Below are 19,827 nucleotides of genomic sequence, written 5' to 3' on the forward strand. Positions count from 1 at the left end.
GGCCAACCGCTTTCCACGCCGAAAGACGCGAGGCCGATGACCGCCGCTCCCAATCCGCACGACACCGCCCGCATCCTCGTCGAGGCGCTGCCCTACATGCAGCGCTACGACGACGCCACGATCGTGGTGAAATATGGCGGCCACGCCATGGGCGACGCGGACGCGGCGCGCTGGTTCGCGCAGGACGTCGCGATCCTCAAGGAGGTCGGCATCAACCCCGTAGTGGTCCACGGCGGCGGCCCGCAGATCGGCAAGATGCTCGACCGGCTCGGCATCAAGTCCGAGTTCAAGGCGGGGCTGCGCGTCACCGACCAGGCGACCGTCGAGGTCGTCGAGATGATCCTCGCCGGTTCGATCAACAAGAACATCGTGGCGTCGATCAACGCCGAGGGCGGCCGCGCCATCGGCCTCTCGGGCAAGGACGGCGGCATGGTGACGGCCCGCAAGGTCACCCGCTCGATGATCAACCCCGACACCAATGTCGAGGAGATCGTCGACCTCGGCTTCGTCGGAGATCCCGACAAGGTCGACCGCACGGTGCTCGACTGGGTGATCGCCTCCGACCAGATCCCGGTCGTGGCGCCGGTCGCGTCCGGCTCGGACGGGGCCACCACCTACAACGTCAACGCCGACACCTTCGCGGGCGCGATCGCCGGCGCGGTCGGGGCGAAGCGCCTGCTGCTGCTCACCGACGTTCCGGGCGTGCTCGACAAGAACAAGAACCTCATCGACCAGCTCTCGATCGAGGAGGCGCGCCGCCTCATCGCCGACGGCACCATCACGGCGGGCATGATCCCGAAGGTCGAGACCTGCATCTACGCGGTCGAGCGCGGCGTCGAGGGCGTCGTGATCCTCGACGGCAAGACGCCCCACGCGGTTCTGATCGAGCTGCTCACCGAAGGCGGCGCGGGCACGCTCATCACCCGCTGACGGGCGCGGACGATCCGCCGGCGGCGGCCGACATCGGGCCGTCGCCGGCAAAACTCATCAATCGACGATAAATATTCGCGCCCTTTCCTCAAGTCGATCTCCTCAACTTTACATGAGGCTCTTGAGCGTTTCGAAGTTCTCGGCGAGACTTGACCTTCCGGTCAACCATCGTCCGGGAGGACGCTATGAAATTGCTGGCGTTTTTGCTCTGCGTCGCGGCTCTGGCAGGCGCGGGGAGCGCGCTCGCCGAAGAAAGCGAAGCCCCGGCCAAGCCGCAGATCGACATGCGCGGCTCCTGGATCGGGACGATCAACCGCCTCAGCCAGCGGTTCTCCATCACGCAGCAGGTCGACGGAAAGCTGACCGGCTTCGGCGATTACGGCCTCTACAGCTGGGGACTCGACGGCGTCCTGAAGGGCCGCAAGGTCACGATGGCCTGGCCCTACAACGAGGTGAAATACACGGTGGCCCTCACCGGCAAGGTCGATCGCAAGGGCCGGAAGATCATCGAGGGCCTCTGGGAGGACACGAACGGCGTTTCGGGGACCTGGGTCGGGGCGCGCTCCGGCGGGACCGACAGCCTCGTGATCCGCGGCAAGGTCTCGAAGGCGCGCCGGGGCGGGGCGACCGTCACGCTCGCGATGCGCGAAGCCGGCGTCGTCTCCGCGGTGCAGCAGGTCAAGCCCGACGAGCAGGGCAAGTACGAGTTCTATCTCGACGGCCCGGGCGCCTATCAGGTGGAAGGCTCGCTCGGCTACTGCGTCGCGCAGTCGTCGCCCTGCGAGCGGCAGAGCGCGCTGTTTGAACTGGTGGACAGCGGCAAGCGCACAGAGCGCGTCGAGACGCTGAACTTCGTCCAGGAAGCGCGCTGAGCGGCGGCTTCGGCGGGCGCGCCTTCGCGGCCAAGCGTCGCTTCGCCTGAAGCCCTGATCTCGGCTAGAGTGCCGGGCATGAACGTCGTTCAGTTCAAGCGGCCCGAACCCAAGAACGCCAAGCTGGCCGTCGCGCGGCGCGGCCTTGCCGAATTCGCGGCCGCCATGGCGGTCATCGGGCTCGTGTTCTTCCTGCTGCCGACCGTGTGGTCGAGCGCGCCGCAGGAGATGCTGGTCGTGATCCATCTCCTCGTCGCGGTGGTCTATTTCCAGCAGGGCCCGCGCATCGCGGCGGGCCTCTGGATGGCGCTGACGCTCGTCTGCCTCGTCATGACGGGCGCGCCGTCGCCCGTCACCTACGGACTGTCGCGCGGGGCCGCGGCTCTTGACCAGGCGGCGACGCCCTGACGGCGCGGCCGCCCCGCCTTGGAAAAGCCGCGGCTCGCGGCGACAACGGCTCGTTCACCATGTCCGGGCGATCATCCGGATGTCGCGACGTCCCGTCGCGCGGGCTGAACGGTCTTCGATGAACAAACCTCCCGCCTCCAACTCCTTCACCGGCGCCACGACGTTGCGCGAGCATGTGCAGGAGGCCGAGGCCAAGGGCTTCGATCACGTCGACACCTGGGTGTTCGACCTCGACAACACGCTCTACCCCGCCTCGAGCCGGCTGTTCGACCAGATCGACGCCAAGATCACGGCCTATGTGATGCAGCGCTCCGGGCTCGACGGGCTCTCGGCGCGCGCGCTCCAGAAATACTACTACCGCCGCCACGGCACGACGCTCGCCGGCATGATGAGCGAGGACGGGCTCGACCCGCACCACTTCCTCGCTTTCGTCCACGACATCGACCATGCGGTGCTGGCGCCCGCGCCCGACCTCGCGGCCGCCATCGCGCGGCTGCCGGGGCGGCGTTTCGTGCTGACCAACGGCTCGCGCCGCCACGCCGAAAGCGTCATCGCAAGGCTCGGGATCTCCGAGCTGTTCGAGGACATCTTCGACATCGCGGCCGCGAGCTTCGTGCCCAAGCCCGACGCGGCCGCCTATGACGCCTTCCTGAAGCTCCACGGCATCGAGCCCTCCAAGGCCGCGATGTTCGAGGATCTGTCGAAGAACCTTGTGGTTCCCCATCGCCTCGGCATGCGCACCGTGCTGGTGACGCCGCGCGACGGCGAGCCCGAGGGCCTGGAGCGCCTGACCTCCGCCACGGACGCCCATGGCGGCCCGCATGTCGACCACATGACCGACGATCTCGCGGGCTTCCTCTCCGCGCTCGCGCTGGTGGCGGCCGACTGAGGCCGCGCGGCCGCGGAGCCGTTCAAGCTCAACCTAAGTGCGCACGGCCGGTCCCTTGCAGCCGGCGCCGCCAGCGGTCTACGGTCTTTCTAAAGAGGGCCGAAAAAGAGCCCCGACGTCCCACGGGAGGACTTCGGATTTGACAGAGGCGCGCGCCGTCAGCCACCGCTGCGGCATCAAGACCGCGTGGGTCGACGGCGCGGCCACGGCGGAAGGCGCCGTCGCGTCCGTCGCCGCAGCGCTGTCTGGCGAGCCTGTCGGCCAGCTTCTCGTGTTCTTCTCGTCAGCCTACGCCGCGGACGAGATCAACGTCGCGTTCTCCCGACGCTTCGCCGGCACGCCGATCGCCGCCTGTTCGAGCGCGGGAGAGCTCAGCCCCGCGGGCAATCTCGACCGCGGCGTCGTGGCGGTGGCGTTCCCGAAGTCGGGTTTCCGGATCGTGTCGGCCTCGCTCCCCAACGTCGACGAACTCGACGTCGAGCGCACCGCCGACATCGTGCGGTCGCTGCGCCGCCGGCTCGACGCCGCGCCCGACGCCAAGGCCGGGGCGAGCCGCTTCGCGCTCTCGCTCATCGACGGCCTCGCCAACGCCGAGGAGCGGGTCGTCTCGGTGATCGACCAGGCGCTCGACGGCATTCCGCTCGTCGGCGGCTCGGCCGGCGACGACCTCGCGTTCCGGCGGACCGCCTTGATCCATGACGGCGAGGTGAAGCTCACCGCCGCGATCCTGATGATCGTGGAGACCGACTACCCGGTCGAGATCTTCAAGACCGACAATTTCGAGCCGACAGACGTCAAGTTCGTGGTGACGGCCTCCGACGACGGCGCGCGCACGGTGCGGGAGCTCAACGCCGAGCCCGCCGCGACCGAATACGCCATGGCGGTGGGGCTCGACCCCGAGAACCTGTCGCCGATGAGCTTCGCCTCGCATCCGCTCGTGGTGCGGGTCGGCGGCGAGTATTTCTGCCGCTCGATCCGCCGGCTCAATCCGGACGGTTCGCTCTCCTTCTTCTGCGCGATCGACCGTGGGCTGGTGCTGACGCTCGCGCGCCCGCTCGACGTCGTCGAGGTGACGCGGGCCGAACTCGAACGCCTCGAGGCGCGGCTCGGCGGCGTCGACCTCGTGATCGGCTTCGACTGCGTGCTCCGACGCCTCGACGCCGAGATCCGCCAGAAGCGGCGGCCGATCTCGGATCTCTACCGCCAGTACAACGTCGTCGGCTTCGAGACCTATGGCGAGCAGTACCGCTCGATGCACCTGAACCAGACTTTTACGGGCGTCGCGATCGGCTATGCTGGGGCGGCCTGAGCCTCGCGGACGTCCAATGAGCCTTGCCGAAATCCCTGACGACACGGCGGAGCTGAAGCGGCGCATCGCCAAGCTCGAGCGCATGAACGCCGCGCTCATGGACCATGTCGAGCGCTCGACCGACCGCCAGGGCTCGGCCTATTCGCTGTTCCAGACCGCGATCACGCTCGACACGCGGGTGCGCGACCGCACCGAGGAGCTCACCAACCTGATGCTTAGCCTCGAGCGCTCCAACCGGGCGCTGGTCGAGGCCAAGGAAGAGGCGGAGTTCGCCAACCGCTCGAAGACGCGCTTTCTCGCGGCCGCGAGCCACGACCTGCTGCAGCCGCTGAACGCCGCGCGGCTCTCGATCTCGACGCTCGCCGACATGCCGCTCGGCGTCGAGGCGCTCGCGATCGCAGGCCAGGTGGAGCGCGGCCTCAAGACCATCGAGGACCTGATCAAGGCCCTCATCGACATCTCCAAGCTCGACGCCGGGGTCGTGCGCCCGAACGTGCGCTCGATCTCGCTCAACGACGTGCTGGAGGACGTGGTGGCGACCTTCGAGCCGGTCGCGAGCCGCAAGGGCCTGCGCTTCGTGGTCAAGACCGGCCAGCTCGCGGTCGAAAGCGACCCTGTGCTGCTGAAGCGCATCCTGCAGAACCTCGTCTCGAACGCGGTGCGCTATGCGCGGCGCGGCGGCGTGCTCGTGCGGGCGCGCTCGCGCGGCGGCTCCTGCCTCATCGACGTGGTGGACACCGGCCCCGGCATCACGCCGGCCGACCGCGCGCGCATCTTCGAGGAGTTTTATCGCGGTGAGGGCGCGAGCGGCGACGCCGAGATCGGACTCGGGCTTGGGCTCTCGATCGTGCGCCGCATGACGCTCGCGCTCGGCCACAGCCTCAAGGTCTCGTCGAAGGTCGGGCGCGGCTCGCGCTTTCGCCTGCGCCTCGCGCTGGCGCAAGGGGAGGTGCGCGAGCGCAACGAGACCGGCGCCTTCATGCCGCCGGTCTCGACCACGCTCTCGGGCTCGCGCATCGTCGTGGTCGAGAACGACGTCGGCGCGCGCGAGGCGCTCGTGCGGCTGCTGGTCTCCTGGGAGGCGACCGTCGTCTCCGCCCACGGGCTGGAGGAGCTGAAGCAGGCGCTCGCCGGACAGTCCGAGCCGCCGCACATCGCGCTCATCGACTACCACCTCGACGGCGGCGTCTATGGCCTCGAGGTCGCGGCCTGGCTGCGCGCGACCTACGGCGCCGACACGCCCGCGATCGTGACGACCGCCGACCATTCGGCCGAGGTCGCAGCGGAAGTGCGCGCGGCCGGCTGCGAACTGATCCACAAGCCGATCAAGCCGGCTTACGTGCGCGCGCTGATGTCCCACCTCGCGCCGTCGGTGCGGCGAGGGGAGTAAGGCGGGACGCTCAGTCGACCTTCGCCGGCCCGCTCAGGATCACGTCGAAGTCGAGCGCCGAGGTCTCGATCACGGCTTGGGTGCGGCTTGCGACCCCGAGCTTGCGCATGATCTCGGAGATGTGGGCCTTCACGGTGGATTCGCCGACGTTCAGCTCGTAGGCGATCTGCTTGTTGAGCTTGCCGCGCTTGACGAGCGAGAGCACGCGCATCTGGGCGGGCGTCAGCGTCTTCAGCCGATCCAGCATGTCGGCGCCGGCGCGCGAGGGCCGGGCGGTCTGGGTCCGGCGATATTCCTTCGGCAGGAACACCCCGCCGCCCAGCACCTCGGTGATGGCTTCGGTGAGAAGCGCCTTTCCGGATGCCTTGGGCACGAAGCCGGCCGCGCCGCAGCGCATCGCCTCATGGACGATCTGGGCGTCGTCGAGCCCTGAGACCACGAGGATCGGCACGCGCGGAAAGCGGCCGCGGATCTGGATGAGGCCGTCGAAGCCGGTGACGCCCTGCATCGAGAGATCGAGCAGGATGAGGTCGATGGCGTCGGAGCGGGCGAGCATGTCGCATGCGCTCGTCAGCGAGTCGGCCTCGTCGACCTGGGCGTCCGGAAACGCCACATGGACGGTCGACAGCAGCGCTTCCCGGAACAACGGATGGTCGTCGATGATGGCGAAATGCACGACCGATATCCCCCGAACGAACGCGTCCCTGACCGGAGGGTCAGGTCCGGCCTCCGGCGCTTGCGCTGTCGGGCTCGCATGCGCCGGAGGGGACGGAGCGGCCGACCGGAGATCCCGGCCGGCCGCGTCCGACTTCCGCTCTTCCCTTAGCGGGAGGCGACTTCCTTCGGAAGCTTGAAGGCCCAGAAAGACCCGCCCTGGTTGATGCCGGCGGTGGATTTCGCCACCTCGCCGCCCCAGAGCGGAACCGCGCCGCCCCAGCCGGCCGCGACGCCGACCCACTGCTCGCCGTCCTGCTCCCAGGTGATCGGAGAGGCGACGACGCCGGTGCCGACCTGGAACTTCCAGACTTCCTCGCCGGTCTTGGCGTCGAAGGCCTTGAGGAAGCCCTCGGGCGTGCCGGTGAAGGTGAGGCCGCCGCCGGTGTTCAGGACGCCGCCCCAGAGCGGAGCCTTGTTCTTGTACTCCCACACGACCTTGCCCGAGGTCGGGTCGATCGCCTTGAGCGAGCCGATGTGGTCCTCGAAGATCGGCTTGATGGTGAAGCCGGCGCCGAGATAGGCCGCGCCCTTCTTGTAGGAGACGGGCTCGTTGTGGATGTCCATGCCCCACTCATTGGAGGGGACGTAGAACAGCTTGGTGTCGGGGTTGTAGGAGATCGGCATCCAGTTCTTGCCGCCGAGGAAGCTCGGCACGGCGAAGACGCTGTCGCCCTTCTTGCCGTCGCCGGACTTCGAGGGGTCCTTCGGACGGAAGTTGTCGTCGTAGACCGGACGGCCGTCGGGTCCGATCTCCTTGGCCCAGTTGATCTTCGAGACGAACGGGGTCGCGGAGATGAACTTACCGTTGGTGCGGTCGAGGACGTAGAAGAAGCCGTTGCGGTCGGCGGTGGCGCCGGCCTTGATGGTCTTGCCGCCCTTCTGGAGGTCGAACGACACGAACTCGTTCACGCCGTCATAGTCCCAGCCGTCATGCGGGGTGGTCTGGAAGCCCCACTTGATCTCGCCGGTCTCCGGATCGAGCGCGATGCGCGAGGCCGACCACTTGTTGTCGCCCGGGCGCAGCCAGCTGTTCCACGGGCCGGGGTTGCCGGTGCCGTAGTAGATCAGGTTGGTCTCGGCGTCGTAGGTGCCGCCGTTCCAGGTGGCGCCGCCGCCGTATTTCCACATGTCGCCGGGCCAGCTTTCGTTCGTCTTGCCCGTCATGGTGGAGGGCTTGCCGTTGAGCTCGCCGACATGGCCTTCGATCACCGGCCGCTTCCAGACGATCTCGCCGGTCTTGGCGTCGCGCGCCTCGACGCGGCCCACGATGCCGAACTCGCCGCCCGACACGCCGGTGATGATCTTGCCCTTCACGATCATCGGGGCGGAGGTGAAGGAGAAGCCGGCCTTGAAGTCGTCGACGTCCTTCTTCCACACCACCTTGCCGGTCTTGGCGTCGAGCGCGACGAGCTTGGCGTCGAGCGTGCCGAAGATGAACAGGTTGTCGTAGAGCGCGCCGCCGCGGTTCACGACGTCGCAGCAGGGCAGGATGCCTTCGGGAAGACGGGCGTTGTACTCCCAGATCTTCTCGCCGGTGCGGCTGTTGATCGCCCAGGCGCGGCTGTAGGAGCCGGTGATGTAGAGCACGCCGTCCTTGACGAGCGGCTGGCTCTCCTGGCCGCGCTGCTTCTCGCCGCCGAAGGAGAACGAATAGGCCGGGATGAGGCCCTTGATGTTGTCGCGGGTCAGCGTCTTGATCGGGCTGTAGCGCTGGCCCTGGTTGCCGAGCCCGTAGGAGACGACGTCGTCGACCGTCTTGGCGTCGTTGGCGATGTCTTCGTCGGTGACCGCGAGCGACGGCGAGACCGCCCCCGCCAGAAGCGCCGCCGCGCCAGCGGCGGCAAGCAAGGTTGCGCGGAAGGTCATTGGTTTCTCCCCTGAGAGCGCGCCATCTCCCGGCGCTGCTGGACCGGCGCGCTTGTCACGCGCGCTTGATCCCAGTGGGGGGACGTTAGACGGGGCCGGGGACCTTGCTTATTGCCATTAAGTACACCCTAAGAAGAAACGTAAGTGACTGATTCTTATTAATATCCGGCCGGCGGAGTGAAGCTCGCGCCATGGGCCGCGAAGATCTTCTCCATCTCGCCCGAGGCGCGCATTTCGGCCAGCGCCTCGCCGATCCGATAGGCGAGATCGCGCGAGTCCGTCTTCACCGCTCCGCAGAGCTCCCAGCGCGGGCGGATGAGGTTCGAGCCGGCGAGATCCTTGAGTTCCGCGTCCTTCACGCCGGCCTTTGCGAGCGTCGACTCGATCGCCGAGCGCGCGCCCGCGAGAAACTGGGTCTCGCCGCTCCGGAACGCGTCGGCGGCGTCGCCAAAATTGCGGTAGTGGCGGATCGACTCGCGCAGCGTCCCGCCATTGGCGAACCCGATCAGCGCGTCCACGGGGCTCGTGCCCTCGACCGCTACCGATTTGCCGGCGATGTCCTGAAGATCCTGGAACCCGCCCTCCACCACGCCCGCCCGATAGGCGATCGCGAGCCGCTGCTCGACGTAAGGGGCGGTGAAGAACACCAGCTCGTTGCGCATCTGCAGCAGCTTGTCGGCCGGCACGCTCAGCATCAGGTCGGCGAGCGTCGAGCCCGCGAGGTCGCCGCGCCAGAGGTTGAGGCGGAAGTCGCCGTCGACGTTCTCGGACGCCTCGACGATCCGGATCTCGGGCTTCACGCCGATCGTCTGCGCGATCCGTTTCGCGACGTCGACGTCGATGCCGACCGGCTTTCCGCCGGCGTCGTCGGAGAAGGGCGCGTTGTCGCGATAGAGCGCGACCCGCAGGATCCCGGAGGCCGTCACCTCGTCGAGCGGACGCGCGACAGCGGGCGCGGCCAGGCCTGCGCCCGCGAGCGCCCCCAGGAAGAGGCGGCGGTCGATCCCTCGCATCACTCGTCGACGTGCACGGATTCGATGTAGCTCCGAATGGCCCAGAGGCCTTCCTGCGAGATCACCCCGGCGAAGGACGGCATCTTCGTCATGCCGTTGATGATCGCGCCGCCCTGGACGCGCTGCGAGAACCACTCGTCGCCTTCCTTGCCCTTCTCGAGATGGCGAAGGTCAGGCGCGAGGCCGCCCGAGATCACCTCGAGGCCGTGGCAGCGGGCGCAGTTCTGGTTATAGCCTGAGGCGCCGATCGCGATCGCCTTCGGGTCGCCGCGATAGGGGTTTTCTTCCTTCCACTCCTCGCCGAGCGGCGCGAGCCCGTCGGTGTTGACCGGCTGCGGCTGCACGTCGCCATGCGCCCAGGCGCGCGGCGCGAGCGCGGCCCCGGCGAAGAGCGCGGCGGCGCCGACGGCGAGCAGAACGAGGCGAGAGGCTTTCATGTCAGGCGTCCTTCCCATTGCGGCGCGGACGCTAGCAACGGGGCTGGGGCCCCCACATTGTTCTTAGGTACACCTTATAGCCGTTCCAGCAGCGGCCGATTTTTGAGGCGCCAATAAGTACAATCCCGCGCCCGGCGCCGCTCCCTATCCTCCGGGCGGTACGCAGGAGCAGCGGCGATGCGCGGCGACAGGACAGGCCTAGCGCACACCGCCGCGATCGTGGCGGCGACGATCGCGACCACCCTCGCGCCAGGCGCGGCGCCGGCCTTTCCCGCAGCTCCGCAGCAGACCGCGCAGACCGAAAGCGCCTCGCCCGCGCAGGCGCCGGCCCCGACGGTCCGCAAGCCGCGCGAGCTGAAGTTGGTTTCGATCCACTACTTCGAGCGCCGGGTCGAGCGCCACACGCCGCGCAACAACGAGGACCCGGTTCCCGACGACCAAGGCCTCAAGGGCGCCGAGCTCGGCATCGCTGACTCCAACGCCACCGGGCGCTTCGTCGGGCTGAAGTTCGACCTCAAGACCACGGTGGTCGAGCCCGACGGCGACCTCGAGGCGGCCTTCGCGGAGGTGATGGCCAAGGACGCGCCGCGTTTCGTGGTGGTGAACGCCCCGGCCGAGGATCTGCTGGCGCTCGCCGACGCGGCGGCGGCCAGGGACGTCGTGCTGTTCAACGTTTCGGCGCCGGACGTGCGCCTGCGCGACGCCGACTGCCGCGCGCGCGTGCTCCACGTTATCCCCTCGCGCGACATGCTGGCCGACGCGCTGATGCAGTTCCTCGCCTTCAAGCGCTGGACCCGCATCCTGCTGGTGGCGGGCCCGGGGGAGGGCGACCGGCTCTACGCCGACGCGATCCGCAAGAGCGCGCGCAAGTTCGGGCTCAGAATCGTCGAGGAGAAGCCCTTCGACGCCCGCGGCGCCGACATCCGCGACACCGCGACCGACGAGCTGACGCTCGCCTCCCGCGGGGCCGAACACGACGTCGTGGCGGTCGCCGACGAGGCCGACGAGTTCGGCGACAACCTTCCCTACAACACCGCAAGCCCGCGGCCCGTCGTCGGAACCCACGGCATGGTCCCGGCCGCCTGGGGCAAGCCCGTCGAGGCCTGGGCCGCGGTGCAATTGCAGGGGCGGTTCAGGAAGCTCGCGGGCCGCCGGATGGATCCGGTCGACTATTCGGGCTGGATGGCGGTCCACGCGGTCGGCGAGGCCGCGGTCCAGCTCAAGAGCGCCGATCCTGCGGCGATCTCCGCGCTGCTGCGGAGCGAGACGTTCGAGGTCGGCGGCTTCAAGGGCCGAGCGCTCAGCTTCCGCGCCTGGAACGGGCAGCTGCGCCAGCCGGTCTACCTGCTGTGGCCCGGCGCCGTGGTCGCGACCGCCCCGCTCGAGGGCTTCCTCCACCAGCGCACCGAGATGGACACGCTCGGCCTCGACCAGTCGGAAAGCGCCTGCAAGGCGATGAGGGGATGAGATGACGAAGACCCGCGCCTCCCGGCCGAATGGTGATCAGCCCGCTTTCTCCCCTCCCCCTTGCGGGGAGGGGTCGGGGGTGGGGGTGGTTCAGAATGAGGCGGAGAGGGCCACGCAGCTCTACGCCGACCAAGAGAGCTCTGTTCTGAACCACCCCCACCCTTACCCTCCCCGCAAGGGGGAGGGGGTGGATAGGTCGCGGCCTCCGCTCGTCGGCGACGCCGACGAGCGCGAGGCGCTCCGGCGCATGCGCGCGGCGCTGGCCGCGGTCAGCCTCGGCTTCGCGGCCTCGATCGCGGGCGCCGGCTCCGGCAACGCCCATGAGGTCTTCGTCACCAACGAGCGCGACAACACGGTGTCGGTGATCGACACCGAGCAGAAGGTCGTGACGCGCACCTTCCCGGTCGGCCGGCGGCCGCGCGGCCTCACCTTCTCGCCGGACGGCAAGATCCTCTATGTCTGCGCCTCGGACTCGAACGCCGTGCAGGCGATCGATCCCGACAGCGGCAAGATCCTGCACGACCTGCCTTCGGGCGAAGACCCCGAGCAGTTCTCGCTCTCGCCCGACGGGACCAAGCTCTTCATCGCCAACGAGGACGACGCGCTCACGACCGTGGTGGACGTCGAGACGCGCAAGGTGCTGGCCCAGATCGAGGTCGGGATCGAGCCCGAGGGCATGGCCGTGAGCCCCGACGGCAAGACCGCGGTGACGACGTCGGAGACCACCAACATGGTCCACTGGATCGACGTCGACAGCCTCACGTCCAACGACGCGACGCCGGTCGGCCAGCGGCCGCGCCACGCCGAGTTCGACCTCGACGGCAAGCGGCTTTGGGTCTCCTCGGAGGTCGGCGGCACGGTCGCGATCATCGACGTCGCCACCAAGCAGATCGTCCACACGATCGAGTTCGCGATTCCCGGCGTGGCGAGTGACCGCGTCCAGCCGGTCGGCGTGCAGCTGACGCGCGACGGCAAATACGCCTTCGTGGCGCTCGGCCCGTCGGACCGCGTCGCGGTGGTGGACGCGCAGACCTATGAGGTGAAGTCCTACATCCTCGTCGGCCGCCGCGTTTGGCACCTCGCGCTCACCCCCGACCAGTCCATGCTGTTCACCACTAACGGGGTTTCGGGCGACGTCACCATGGTGGACGTCGCGAGCCTCAAGCCCGTGAAGACCGTGAAGGTCGGCCGCTTCCCCTGGGGCGCGGCGGTGCGGCCCAGGGCGCAGCCCGTCGCCGACCGCAAGTAAAGGCGCGGCGTTTGGAGCGTTGGACAAGCCAGCTGCGTGCTTCGAGACGCCCGCCGACGCGGGCTCCTCAGCATGAGGTTTGTTGAGGATGCCAGCCGCGAAGGACTGGGGAGAAGCTGCGACGCGTCCGCATCGGAGTCCGTCATGCCCGGCGAAGCCGGGTATCCACGACTTCGCACGGCGCGGAGCCCTACGGTCCAGTCGTGGATACCCGCGCTGGCGCGCGGGCATGACGGCGCAGGCGATCGCAGCGGCAATTCTTCTGTTTTTGGCGTTGCTCGCCGCCTTCCCCGCTCAAGCCGGAACCCTCGATCGCGCCGGCATGGAGGCGGCGTTCCCGCTTCCCCTCGTCGTCGGCGAGAAGGACGACCGGCTGCCGATCTGGCCGATCATGAAGCAGCAGGCCGGCTCCTACGAGGTCCTGGCCTATGCGTTCGAATCCATCGACTTCGCCGCGATCCCGGGCTTCGGCGGCGCGCCCCCCAACCTGCTGATCGCGCTGAAGCCCGACGGGACGTTCCTCGACGCGAAAATCCTGTCGCATCACGAGCCAGTCTTCCTCGAGGGGCTTGGCTCCGCGCCGCTCGTCGCCTTCGTCGACCAGTACGCCGGCATGTCGGCCAAGCGCGCGATCAGCGTGGGGCGCGCCAACGCCCGCGCCAACGGCGCGCCGGCGTCATCGGTCGTCGACGGCGTCTCGATGGCGACCGCCTCCACCCGCGTCGTCAACGAGACCATGCTGCTCTCCGCGCTCGCCGTGGCGCGCGCCAAGCTCGGTTTCGGCGCGGGGCGAAGCGCGGGCCTCAGGGTCGAGGCTAGGCAAGACGGCTTCGAGCCGCTTGGCTGGGACGAACTTCTCAAGCGCGGCTACGTGAAGCGCTTCACGGCGACCAACCGCGAGGTCGACGCGGCCTTCGCCGACACCTCGACGCCGGACGGAGACGAGGAGGGCCGCGAGCGGCCCGACGAGCCCTTCATCGACGCCTATGTGACCTATCTCAACGTCCCCTCGATCGGCCGAAATCTCCTCGGCGACAGGGCGTTCGACAAGCTCGTCGCCGAGATCGGTCCCGACGCCCACGCGCTGCTGTTCCTCACCGCCGGCCGCTGGAACGCGCTCGGCGAGAGCTTCGTCATGGGCTCGCTGCCCGAAAACCTCGCGGTTATCCAGGACGGGCTCTCGATCAACGCCCGCGACCTCGCGATCGATCGTCGGGGCGCGGGACCAGACGGCATGCCGGCGGGGCCCTGGTCGATCATGAAGATCACGCCCGAGGCCGGTTTCGACCCGTCCTCGCCCTGGACGCTGCAGCTGACGGTGACGCGCGAGCGCGGGCAGATCCTGACCGAGCGGGTCTCGAAGAGCTTCGAGACCAAGTACGAGCTGCCCCAAGACCTCTTCACCAGGACGAAGCCGGACTTAGGGCCGACATGGGTCGACAGCTGGACGGCGCGCTGGCCGGAGCTCGGGCTGATCGGCGCCGCGCTCCTCCTGCTGACGCCGACGCTCGCGCGCGAGCGCGGGCTCGTCGCGGACGGGCCGCGCTTCGGCTGGTTCCGGCTCAGCTTCCTCGTCTTCACGCTCGGCTTCGTCGGCTGGTGGGCGCAGGCGCAGCTTTCGATCGTGACGGTGGTGGGCGCCGTGCGGGCCGCGATCTACACCCACGACGCCAGCTTCCTGCTCTACGACCCGCCCTCGCTGCTCATCTGGGCCTTCGCGCTCGCGGCGCTCGTTGTGTGGGGGCGCGGAACGTTCTGCGGCTGGCTCTGCCCCTTCGGCGCGTTGCAGGAGCTCGCGGCGTGGCTCGCCAAGCCCCTCGCAATCCGCCAGCGGCAGGTCTCGCCAGCGCTCGACCGATGGCTGCGCAAGCTCAAATATGCCGCGCTGGCCGGGATCGTCGCGGCGGCGGCGAGCGCGTCTCCGCTCGCCGACATGTTCTCCGAGGTCGAGCCGTTCAAGACCTCGATCACGCTCTACTTCGTGCGCTCATGGCCGTTCGTGGCCTACGCGGTCGGGCTCATCGTCCTCAACCTCTTCGTCTACAAGGCGTTCTGCCGATATCTCTGCCCGCTCGGCGCGTTTCTCGCGATCGGCGGGCGCCTGCGGATGCTCGACTGGATCCCGCGCCGCGCCGAATGCGGAAGCCCCTGCCAGCTCTGCAAGGTGCGCTGCCGCTACGGCGCGATCGATCAGGCGGGAAAGGTCGACTACGCCGAATGCTTCCAGTGCATGGACTGCGTGACCATTATCCACGATCCCAACCAGTGCGTTCCGCAGATCCTCGCGGCCAAACGCCCAAACGTGCGTCTCGCCACGGAGGCGGCCGAATGAGCGGTTTCAGCCGTCGCAAGCTTCTGGCCGGGGGCGCCGGGACGCTCGCCGCCGCCGCGGTCGGCGGCGCAGCGTTTCGGGAGCTCGCCCGTGCCCATGGCAAGCAGGTCGCGACCCGCGCAGGCGTCGCGTTCGGCACGACGGTCGCGCTCACTTTCGCGGGCCCCGACGCACAGGCGCTCGAGGCCTCAATCCACGACGGCTTCAGCGAGATCCGCGCGCTCGAGCGCGCCGCGAGCCTGATGCGGCCCGACAGCGAGCTGTCTCGCCTCAACCGCGCGGGCGCGCTCGATCGGCCGGACCCTCGGCTCGTCGCGCTCGCCTCCTACGCGCTCGCCCTCGCCGAGCGCTCCGGCGGCGCGTTCGACCCGACCGTCCAGCCGCTCTGGACGCTCTGGGAGCGCACGACGCGCGACGGCCGCCGGCCGGACGAGGCCGAGCGCGCCGAGGCGGTCGCCCGGGTCGGCTGGCGCGACGTCGAGGTTTCCGGCGAGCGGATCGCGTTCCGCCGCCCGGGCGTCGAGATGACGCTGAACGGGATCCTTCAGGGCTACGCCGCCGATCTCGTGATCGCGGCGGCGCGGCGCCACGGCGTCGCCGACGCCTTCGTCGACACCGGCGAGTTCGGCGCCTTCGGGCGTCACCCGGATGGCCGCCCGTGGCGGCTCGGCGGCCGCACGGCCAAGGAGGGCGGCGAGACCGACGTTCTGTCGAGCGATTTTCAAGGTTTCGCCGCGACGTCGGCGGGCGCCGGCACGCCGTTTTCGAAGGACGGCGCCGACAACCACATCTTCGACCCCGCCACCGGCCTCTCGCCGCAACTTCTCTCGCGCGTCGCCGTCTTCGCGCCGAGCGGGATCGAGGCCGACGGGCTGTCGACCGCGATCTATGTGATGGGGAAGGCGAGGGGCGAGGCGCTTCTCGCCGGGCGGCCGGGCTACGCGCTCGACCTCATGTGAGGTTCGCCGCCCGCATGGGCGTGCCCGTGCGGCAGCAGATGGCGGAACCGGCCGAACAGCGTCGAGCGCAGCCGCCGAAGCCGCCAGCGCGGGCTCTGGTCGAAGCGGATCGAGCGCGATTCGACGCTGATCTTCTCGGCGTTGGCGTCGCGCGCGCGCTTGGCCGGGTCGGCGTAGAAGCTCGCGAGCTTGGCGGCCGACATGCCGGGCGTCTTCAGCCATTCGGGGATGTGGTCGCGGGCGAGGATCACGGCGTCGTTCAGCGCCTTGTCCATGCCGGTGCCGGTGATCGGGCAGACGGTCATGAAGGCGTCGCCCACCGCCACCACGCCGTCGCGCTCGATGTCGAGCGTGCGGGCGAGGTCGATCGGGCGGATCATCACCGGGCCGGAGACCGCAAGCTCGCCGTATTCGCGCCGGAACGCCGGCATCATCTCGTTCAGCGTCCTGTTCGGGTCGTCGCGGAGCTCCCGCGTCCAGTCCTCGAAGGGCGAGCGGTAGACGAAGAGGTTGGCGCGCATCGCGTTCCCGATCGGGAACAGGGTGAGATAGGCGAGCTTGTCGCTCGGGCCGTCGCCGGCCCACACCAGCGAGGGGAACGGAAAGTCGGACGGCGGGCGCGACAGGTCGAAGCCTGCGGTCAGCGAATGGTGCCGGCTGTAGACGTCGCGGCTCATGCCGGCCTTCTTCAGCGCCGCTTCGCTGAGGCCGGTCGACATCACGAGCAGGCGCGAGCGGACCGATCGGCCGTCCGCGAGCCTCAGGAACTGCTGGTCGGGTCCGGTCTCGATCGTCTCCACCCGGCCGACGATCTGCGCCACGCCCGCCGGCAGCGCGCCGCGCATCGCGTCCACGACGGCGCCGTAGTCGCCGCCATATTCGCGCTTCGGGTCGCGTTCGACGATGTGGCCGAAGCGGCGCAGCCAGCAGCCGTCGAAAGCGGTGAAGACCGAGCGCGCCGCCGCGCCGAGGCCCGCCTCGTCGATCATCGCGATCTGGGCCTCGCCGATCTTCTCGGCGCGATATTCGGGCGGATGCCGGTGGTGGCTCGCGATCAGCGCGACCGAGATCCCGCGTTTGGCGAGCATGCCGGCGGCTGTCGCGCCGGCCGCGCCTGCGCCGATGATGGCGACGTCGACGGCGGTTTCGGTTTCGGCTGCGACGACGATTTCGCTCATGACTTGTCCTGCGCCCCTTCGGCGACAGGCTCCGTCTCGCGGCGGAGCTTGCGAAGCATGACCCACTTCAACGGCCGCAACTTCTGCCAGAGCGCGGACGCCCGCAGCCGCTTCAGACCTTCGGCGCGCGCGAGATAGAGCCTCCCCAGGAGACTCTGCGCCTCCGTCATCACGGAGAGCGCGATCGTCACGTCGCAATGGTCTTTCTTGTAGGCCTCGTCGCCCACCCCGAGGTCGGCGGTCTCCACGCCCGCCTCGTGAAGGCGCTTGATCAGCATGAGGTAGAGAACCTTGCCAGGCGAATAACGCCCGTAGACGCTGCCGTCGAAGCTGCCGACGAGCGCGTAGTAGCGGCGATCGTGGATCAGGCTCCATTGCGCCGCCACGATGTCGCCGCCGAACGACAGCGCCGAGAGGTGGAGCGCGCCGGACTCGGCCATCGCTTCGGTCGCGCGCTCGTAGAATTCGCGCTTTTCGGGCTGGGCGTCGAAGCCCGGCACCCGGGTCTCCTCGAACCGCTTCTGCTTCTGCTCGAGCAGCGCCGCGAGGATGCGGTCGCGGCCCGCCTTGTCCTCGGCGACGAGCATCTCGACCGGCACGGTCTCCTGCAGCGAGGCGATGCGGCGCAGGCGCTTGCCGTAGAAGACCTGACCCTTCTCGACCACGGCCCAGGGCTTCGTCAGGTCGGTGGCGTGGCAGGATTCGGGGTTCTCGCCGGTGGCGAGGAGGTGGAACGGATTGACGATTCCGCCGACCTCCGCCGGCATCTTGTCGAACAGCGCGACGTCGAAGGCCGGCAGCGCGGTCTTGATCGCGCTCCACGCCTCGTTGGCGTTGCGGGGCGACCATTCCCACGGCGTTTCGAACAGCACGGGGGCGTTGTAGTCGGCCGCGCCGCCGTCGACGAAGGAGAGCGCGCGCGCGCCGGCCCGGCGCGTGATCGCGAAGGGGACGAGCATCGCGAGCGCGCCGTCGGCGTCGCGCACCTCGACGAAATAGGTCCGGGCCCGGGCCGCGCGGCCGAAGGTCTCGACCCAGACCTTCAGGAATTCGACGGTCTGGAAGACGTGGCAGCGGCCTTCGTACTCCCGGCTGCTGCGCGGCCAGTGGGCGGGCAGGGCCGTGACGTCGTCATGGACGCGGATCGCGAAGCGTTGCGCGTCCGCGCCGAACACGCGGCGCGCCGGAAGGAGCCGTGCGGCCTGCCGCGCTGCGGGGCCGGAGCCCTGCAGTTGGAGAGCGTCATGCGTCATCGGTGCGCCTTGAGATGTCCCGCCAAGGCGGCGCTCTGCGCGTCGCCCCGTCGCCGCGCATCCTGTGCCTGTGGTCGGGGCGAGGCAAACGATCGTTCCGGGCCTAGTTGACCGACCATTAAATTTTGAAACGAATTGGACTGACATCGGCGCGGGGCTTTCGGGTTCGTTTCTCCCCCATGCGGTTTTCCCCCTCCAGCGTCGCGACCCTACCTAGGGCCGATCTGGAAAACGTGACCGGAACGCCTCGCAATTTATCGATCGGCTTCCACGCTTTCTAAAGCGGGCCGCGTCACGATGGGGGCGATCGCGGCCGCCTGCGGCCCGCCCACTCGGACCTTCGATCATGTCAGTCTCGGTCATCATGAAGACCCTGAACGAAGAGAAGCGCATCGCCGCCGCGATCGAGAGCGCGCTCGAGGCGCTTCAGGCGGTCGGCGGCGGCGAGGTCATCGTCGCCGACAGCGGCTCGCGCGACCGTACTGTCGAGATCGCGTCCGGCTACGACGCCAAGGTCGTCCAGATCGTCGCCCCGGCGCGGCCGAGCTGCGGTCTCGGCCCCCAGCTCGGGTTTCAGTACAGCGGCTGCGAGTTCGTGTGCCTGATGGACGGCGACATGATCCTCGATCCGGGCTTCCTGCAGGAGGCGCTCGGCTATCTCGCGGCCCATCCGGATTGCGCGGGCGTCACCGGCCATGTGGTCGAGATGAACGTCGAGAACCTCGAATTCACCCGCCGCGTGCGCCGCGCCTCGCCCGAGAACCGGACCGGCGCGATCGACCGGATGAACGGCGGCGGCCTTTATCGGCGCGAGGCGGTGGAGAAGGCCGGCTACTTCTCCGACCGCAACCTCCATGGCTACGAGGAGTTCGACCTCGGCGTCCGCCTGCGCGCGCTCGGCTTCACGCTGCACCGGCTCGACCGGCCGTTCGTCCAGCACTTCGGGCATACGCTCAACGCCTATGCGCTGCTGGTGCGGCGGTGGAAGTCCAAATATTTGCGCGGCGTCGGCGAGCTGCTGCGCGCGGCCTGGGGCAAGCCCTATTTCGGCATGCTCCTGAAGGAGCTGCCGGAACTCAGGCTCTGGGCGGTCGTCTACGGCTGGATCGCGGCCGTGCTCGTCGCGCCGCTGCTCGCGCCGAGCCTTGCGCTCGGACTTGCGGCGTCGCTCGCGATCCTGGCCCTGCCGGTCGCCGCGATGAGCCTCAAGCAGAAGAGCCTGTCGCTCGGCGTCTACGCCGTGGTCGCCTGGCTGTTCCACGCCGCGGCCCTGCCGCTCGGCTTCTTCCATCCGCGGCTGAAGCCCGAAGCCTGGATCGAGAGCAAGCAGCTCCCCGGCCGCGCCTGAGCACGCGTCAGGCGCCGGCGTCGATCCCGCGGCGGAACCGCGATCGCGACGGGCGAGGGGAGCGCGCTGGCGGCGTAAAACAACGTCGATCGCAAAAGATCCGCGCGAGGCCGGAACCTTCCGCCGGCTCGCGCGTCTATGATGTGAAACGCGCTCCCCCGACGCGTTTCGTCTGATAAGAAGCCCGGCGCGCCCCCCCGACGCGCCGGG

General features: G+C 69.1%; 17 protein-coding genes. 11 read left to right on the plus strand and 6 right to left on the minus strand.

The genetic code is table 11. The features are described from left to right. Nucleotides 1–36 precede the first annotated feature (36 nt). The 6 genes from argB (at nucleotide 37) to ACFOWB_RS05435 (ending at nucleotide 5,798) form a co-directional block, all read left to right on the plus strand. A complete protein-coding gene (gene argB / locus ACFOWB_RS05410; protein ID WP_378146120.1) occupies nucleotides 37–930 on the plus strand; it encodes an acetylglutamate kinase in 894 nt (297 codons plus the stop codon). A gap of 185 nt (nucleotides 931–1,115) precedes the next feature. Beyond that, nucleotides 1,116–1,802 (plus strand): hypothetical protein, encoded by a 687-nt coding sequence (locus tag ACFOWB_RS05415; RefSeq protein WP_261404261.1) that lies wholly within the window; start codon nucleotides 1,116–1,118, stop codon nucleotides 1,800–1,802. Between the two features lie 78 nt (nucleotides 1,803–1,880). Next, nucleotides 1,881–2,210, plus strand: coding sequence for a hypothetical protein (locus ACFOWB_RS05420; RefSeq protein WP_261404260.1), 330 nt, complete (start codon nucleotides 1,881–1,883; stop codon nucleotides 2,208–2,210). Between the two features lie 118 nt (nucleotides 2,211–2,328). Further along, nucleotides 2,329–3,099 (plus strand): pyrimidine 5'-nucleotidase, encoded by a 771-nt coding sequence (locus ACFOWB_RS05425; RefSeq protein ID WP_261404259.1) that lies wholly within the window; start codon nucleotides 2,329–2,331, stop codon nucleotides 3,097–3,099. 139 nt (nucleotides 3,100–3,238) lie between these two features. Next, nucleotides 3,239–4,408, plus strand: a complete 1,170-nt coding sequence (locus ACFOWB_RS05430; protein WP_261404258.1) for an FIST N-terminal domain-containing protein — start codon at nucleotides 3,239–3,241, stop codon at nucleotides 4,406–4,408. A gap of 16 nt (nucleotides 4,409–4,424) precedes the next feature. Further along, nucleotides 4,425–5,798 carry an ATP-binding response regulator gene (locus tag ACFOWB_RS05435; protein WP_261404257.1) on the plus strand — a complete coding sequence of 458 codons (1,374 nt, stop codon included), beginning with the start codon at nucleotides 4,425–4,427 and terminating at the stop codon, nucleotides 5,796–5,798. Between the two features lie 10 nt (nucleotides 5,799–5,808). Here ACFOWB_RS05435 and ACFOWB_RS05440 read toward each other — a convergent pair whose 3' ends face one another. From ACFOWB_RS05440 to pedF, 4 genes are all read right to left on the minus strand, one after another. Next, nucleotides 5,809–6,483, minus strand: a complete 675-nt coding sequence (locus ACFOWB_RS05440; protein WP_378146877.1) for a response regulator transcription factor — start codon at nucleotides 6,481–6,483, stop codon at nucleotides 5,809–5,811. Nucleotides 6,484–6,620: 137 nt separating this feature from the next. Beyond that, on the minus strand, nucleotides 6,621–8,381 hold the full coding sequence (locus tag ACFOWB_RS05445; RefSeq protein ID WP_261404255.1) for a PQQ-dependent methanol/ethanol family dehydrogenase: 1,761 nt from the start codon (nucleotides 8,379–8,381) through the stop codon (nucleotides 6,621–6,623). 158 nt (nucleotides 8,382–8,539) lie between these two features. Continuing rightward, on the minus strand, nucleotides 8,540–9,394 hold the full coding sequence (locus ACFOWB_RS05450) for a substrate-binding periplasmic protein (RefSeq protein ID WP_261404254.1): 855 nt from the start codon (nucleotides 9,392–9,394) through the stop codon (nucleotides 8,540–8,542). Continuing rightward, nucleotides 9,394–9,831 (minus strand): cytochrome c-550 PedF, encoded by a 438-nt coding sequence (gene pedF / locus ACFOWB_RS05455; RefSeq protein ID WP_261404253.1) that lies wholly within the window; start codon nucleotides 9,829–9,831, stop codon nucleotides 9,394–9,396. The genes ACFOWB_RS05450 and pedF overlap by 1 nt, the downstream gene beginning before the upstream one ends. A gap of 177 nt (nucleotides 9,832–10,008) precedes the next feature. On the opposite strand from pedF, the gene ACFOWB_RS05460 reads away from it, so the two are divergent. From ACFOWB_RS05460 to ACFOWB_RS05475, 4 genes are all read left to right on the plus strand, one after another. Beyond that, nucleotides 10,009–11,298 (plus strand): ABC transporter substrate-binding protein, encoded by a 1,290-nt coding sequence (locus tag ACFOWB_RS05460; protein WP_378146126.1) that lies wholly within the window; start codon nucleotides 10,009–10,011, stop codon nucleotides 11,296–11,298. A gap of 247 nt (nucleotides 11,299–11,545) precedes the next feature. Next, complete coding sequence (locus ACFOWB_RS05465) at nucleotides 11,546–12,547, plus strand: YVTN family beta-propeller repeat protein (protein ID WP_378146878.1); 1,002 nt, start codon at nucleotides 11,546–11,548, stop codon at nucleotides 12,545–12,547. 229 nt (nucleotides 12,548–12,776) lie between these two features. Further along, nucleotides 12,777–14,879 (plus strand): 4Fe-4S binding protein, encoded by a 2,103-nt coding sequence (locus tag ACFOWB_RS05470; protein ID WP_378146128.1) that lies wholly within the window; start codon nucleotides 12,777–12,779, stop codon nucleotides 14,877–14,879. After that, nucleotides 14,876–15,838, plus strand: coding sequence for an FAD:protein FMN transferase (locus tag ACFOWB_RS05475; protein ID WP_378146130.1), 963 nt, complete (start codon nucleotides 14,876–14,878; stop codon nucleotides 15,836–15,838). Before ACFOWB_RS05470 ends, ACFOWB_RS05475 begins: the two co-directional genes overlap by 4 nt. Here ACFOWB_RS05475 and ACFOWB_RS05480 read toward each other — a convergent pair. Then, nucleotides 15,817–17,016, minus strand: coding sequence for an FAD-dependent oxidoreductase (locus ACFOWB_RS05480; protein WP_378146132.1), 1,200 nt, complete (start codon nucleotides 17,014–17,016; stop codon nucleotides 15,817–15,819). The genes ACFOWB_RS05475 and ACFOWB_RS05480 overlap by 22 nt on opposite strands. Further along, nucleotides 17,013–18,269: a GNAT family N-acetyltransferase gene (locus tag ACFOWB_RS05485; RefSeq protein WP_378146134.1), complete on the minus strand. Its 1,257-nt coding sequence runs from the start codon at nucleotides 18,267–18,269 to the stop codon at nucleotides 17,013–17,015. Before ACFOWB_RS05485 ends, ACFOWB_RS05480 begins: the two co-directional genes overlap by 4 nt. Before the next feature lie 346 nt (nucleotides 18,270–18,615). Between ACFOWB_RS05485 and ACFOWB_RS05490 the strand changes: the two genes are divergently transcribed. Then, the gene (locus ACFOWB_RS05490) at nucleotides 18,616–19,617 is read left to right on the plus strand and encodes a glycosyltransferase family 2 protein (protein WP_378146136.1); all 1,002 of its coding nucleotides are present in this window, start codon (nucleotides 18,616–18,618) and stop codon (nucleotides 19,615–19,617) included. Nucleotides 19,618–19,827: the final 210 nt, after the last annotated feature.

The organism is Chenggangzhangella methanolivorans, from assembly GCF_042648545.1.
Taxonomy (GTDB): Bacteria; Pseudomonadota; Alphaproteobacteria; order Rhizobiales; family Methylopilaceae; genus Methylopila; species Methylopila methanolivorans.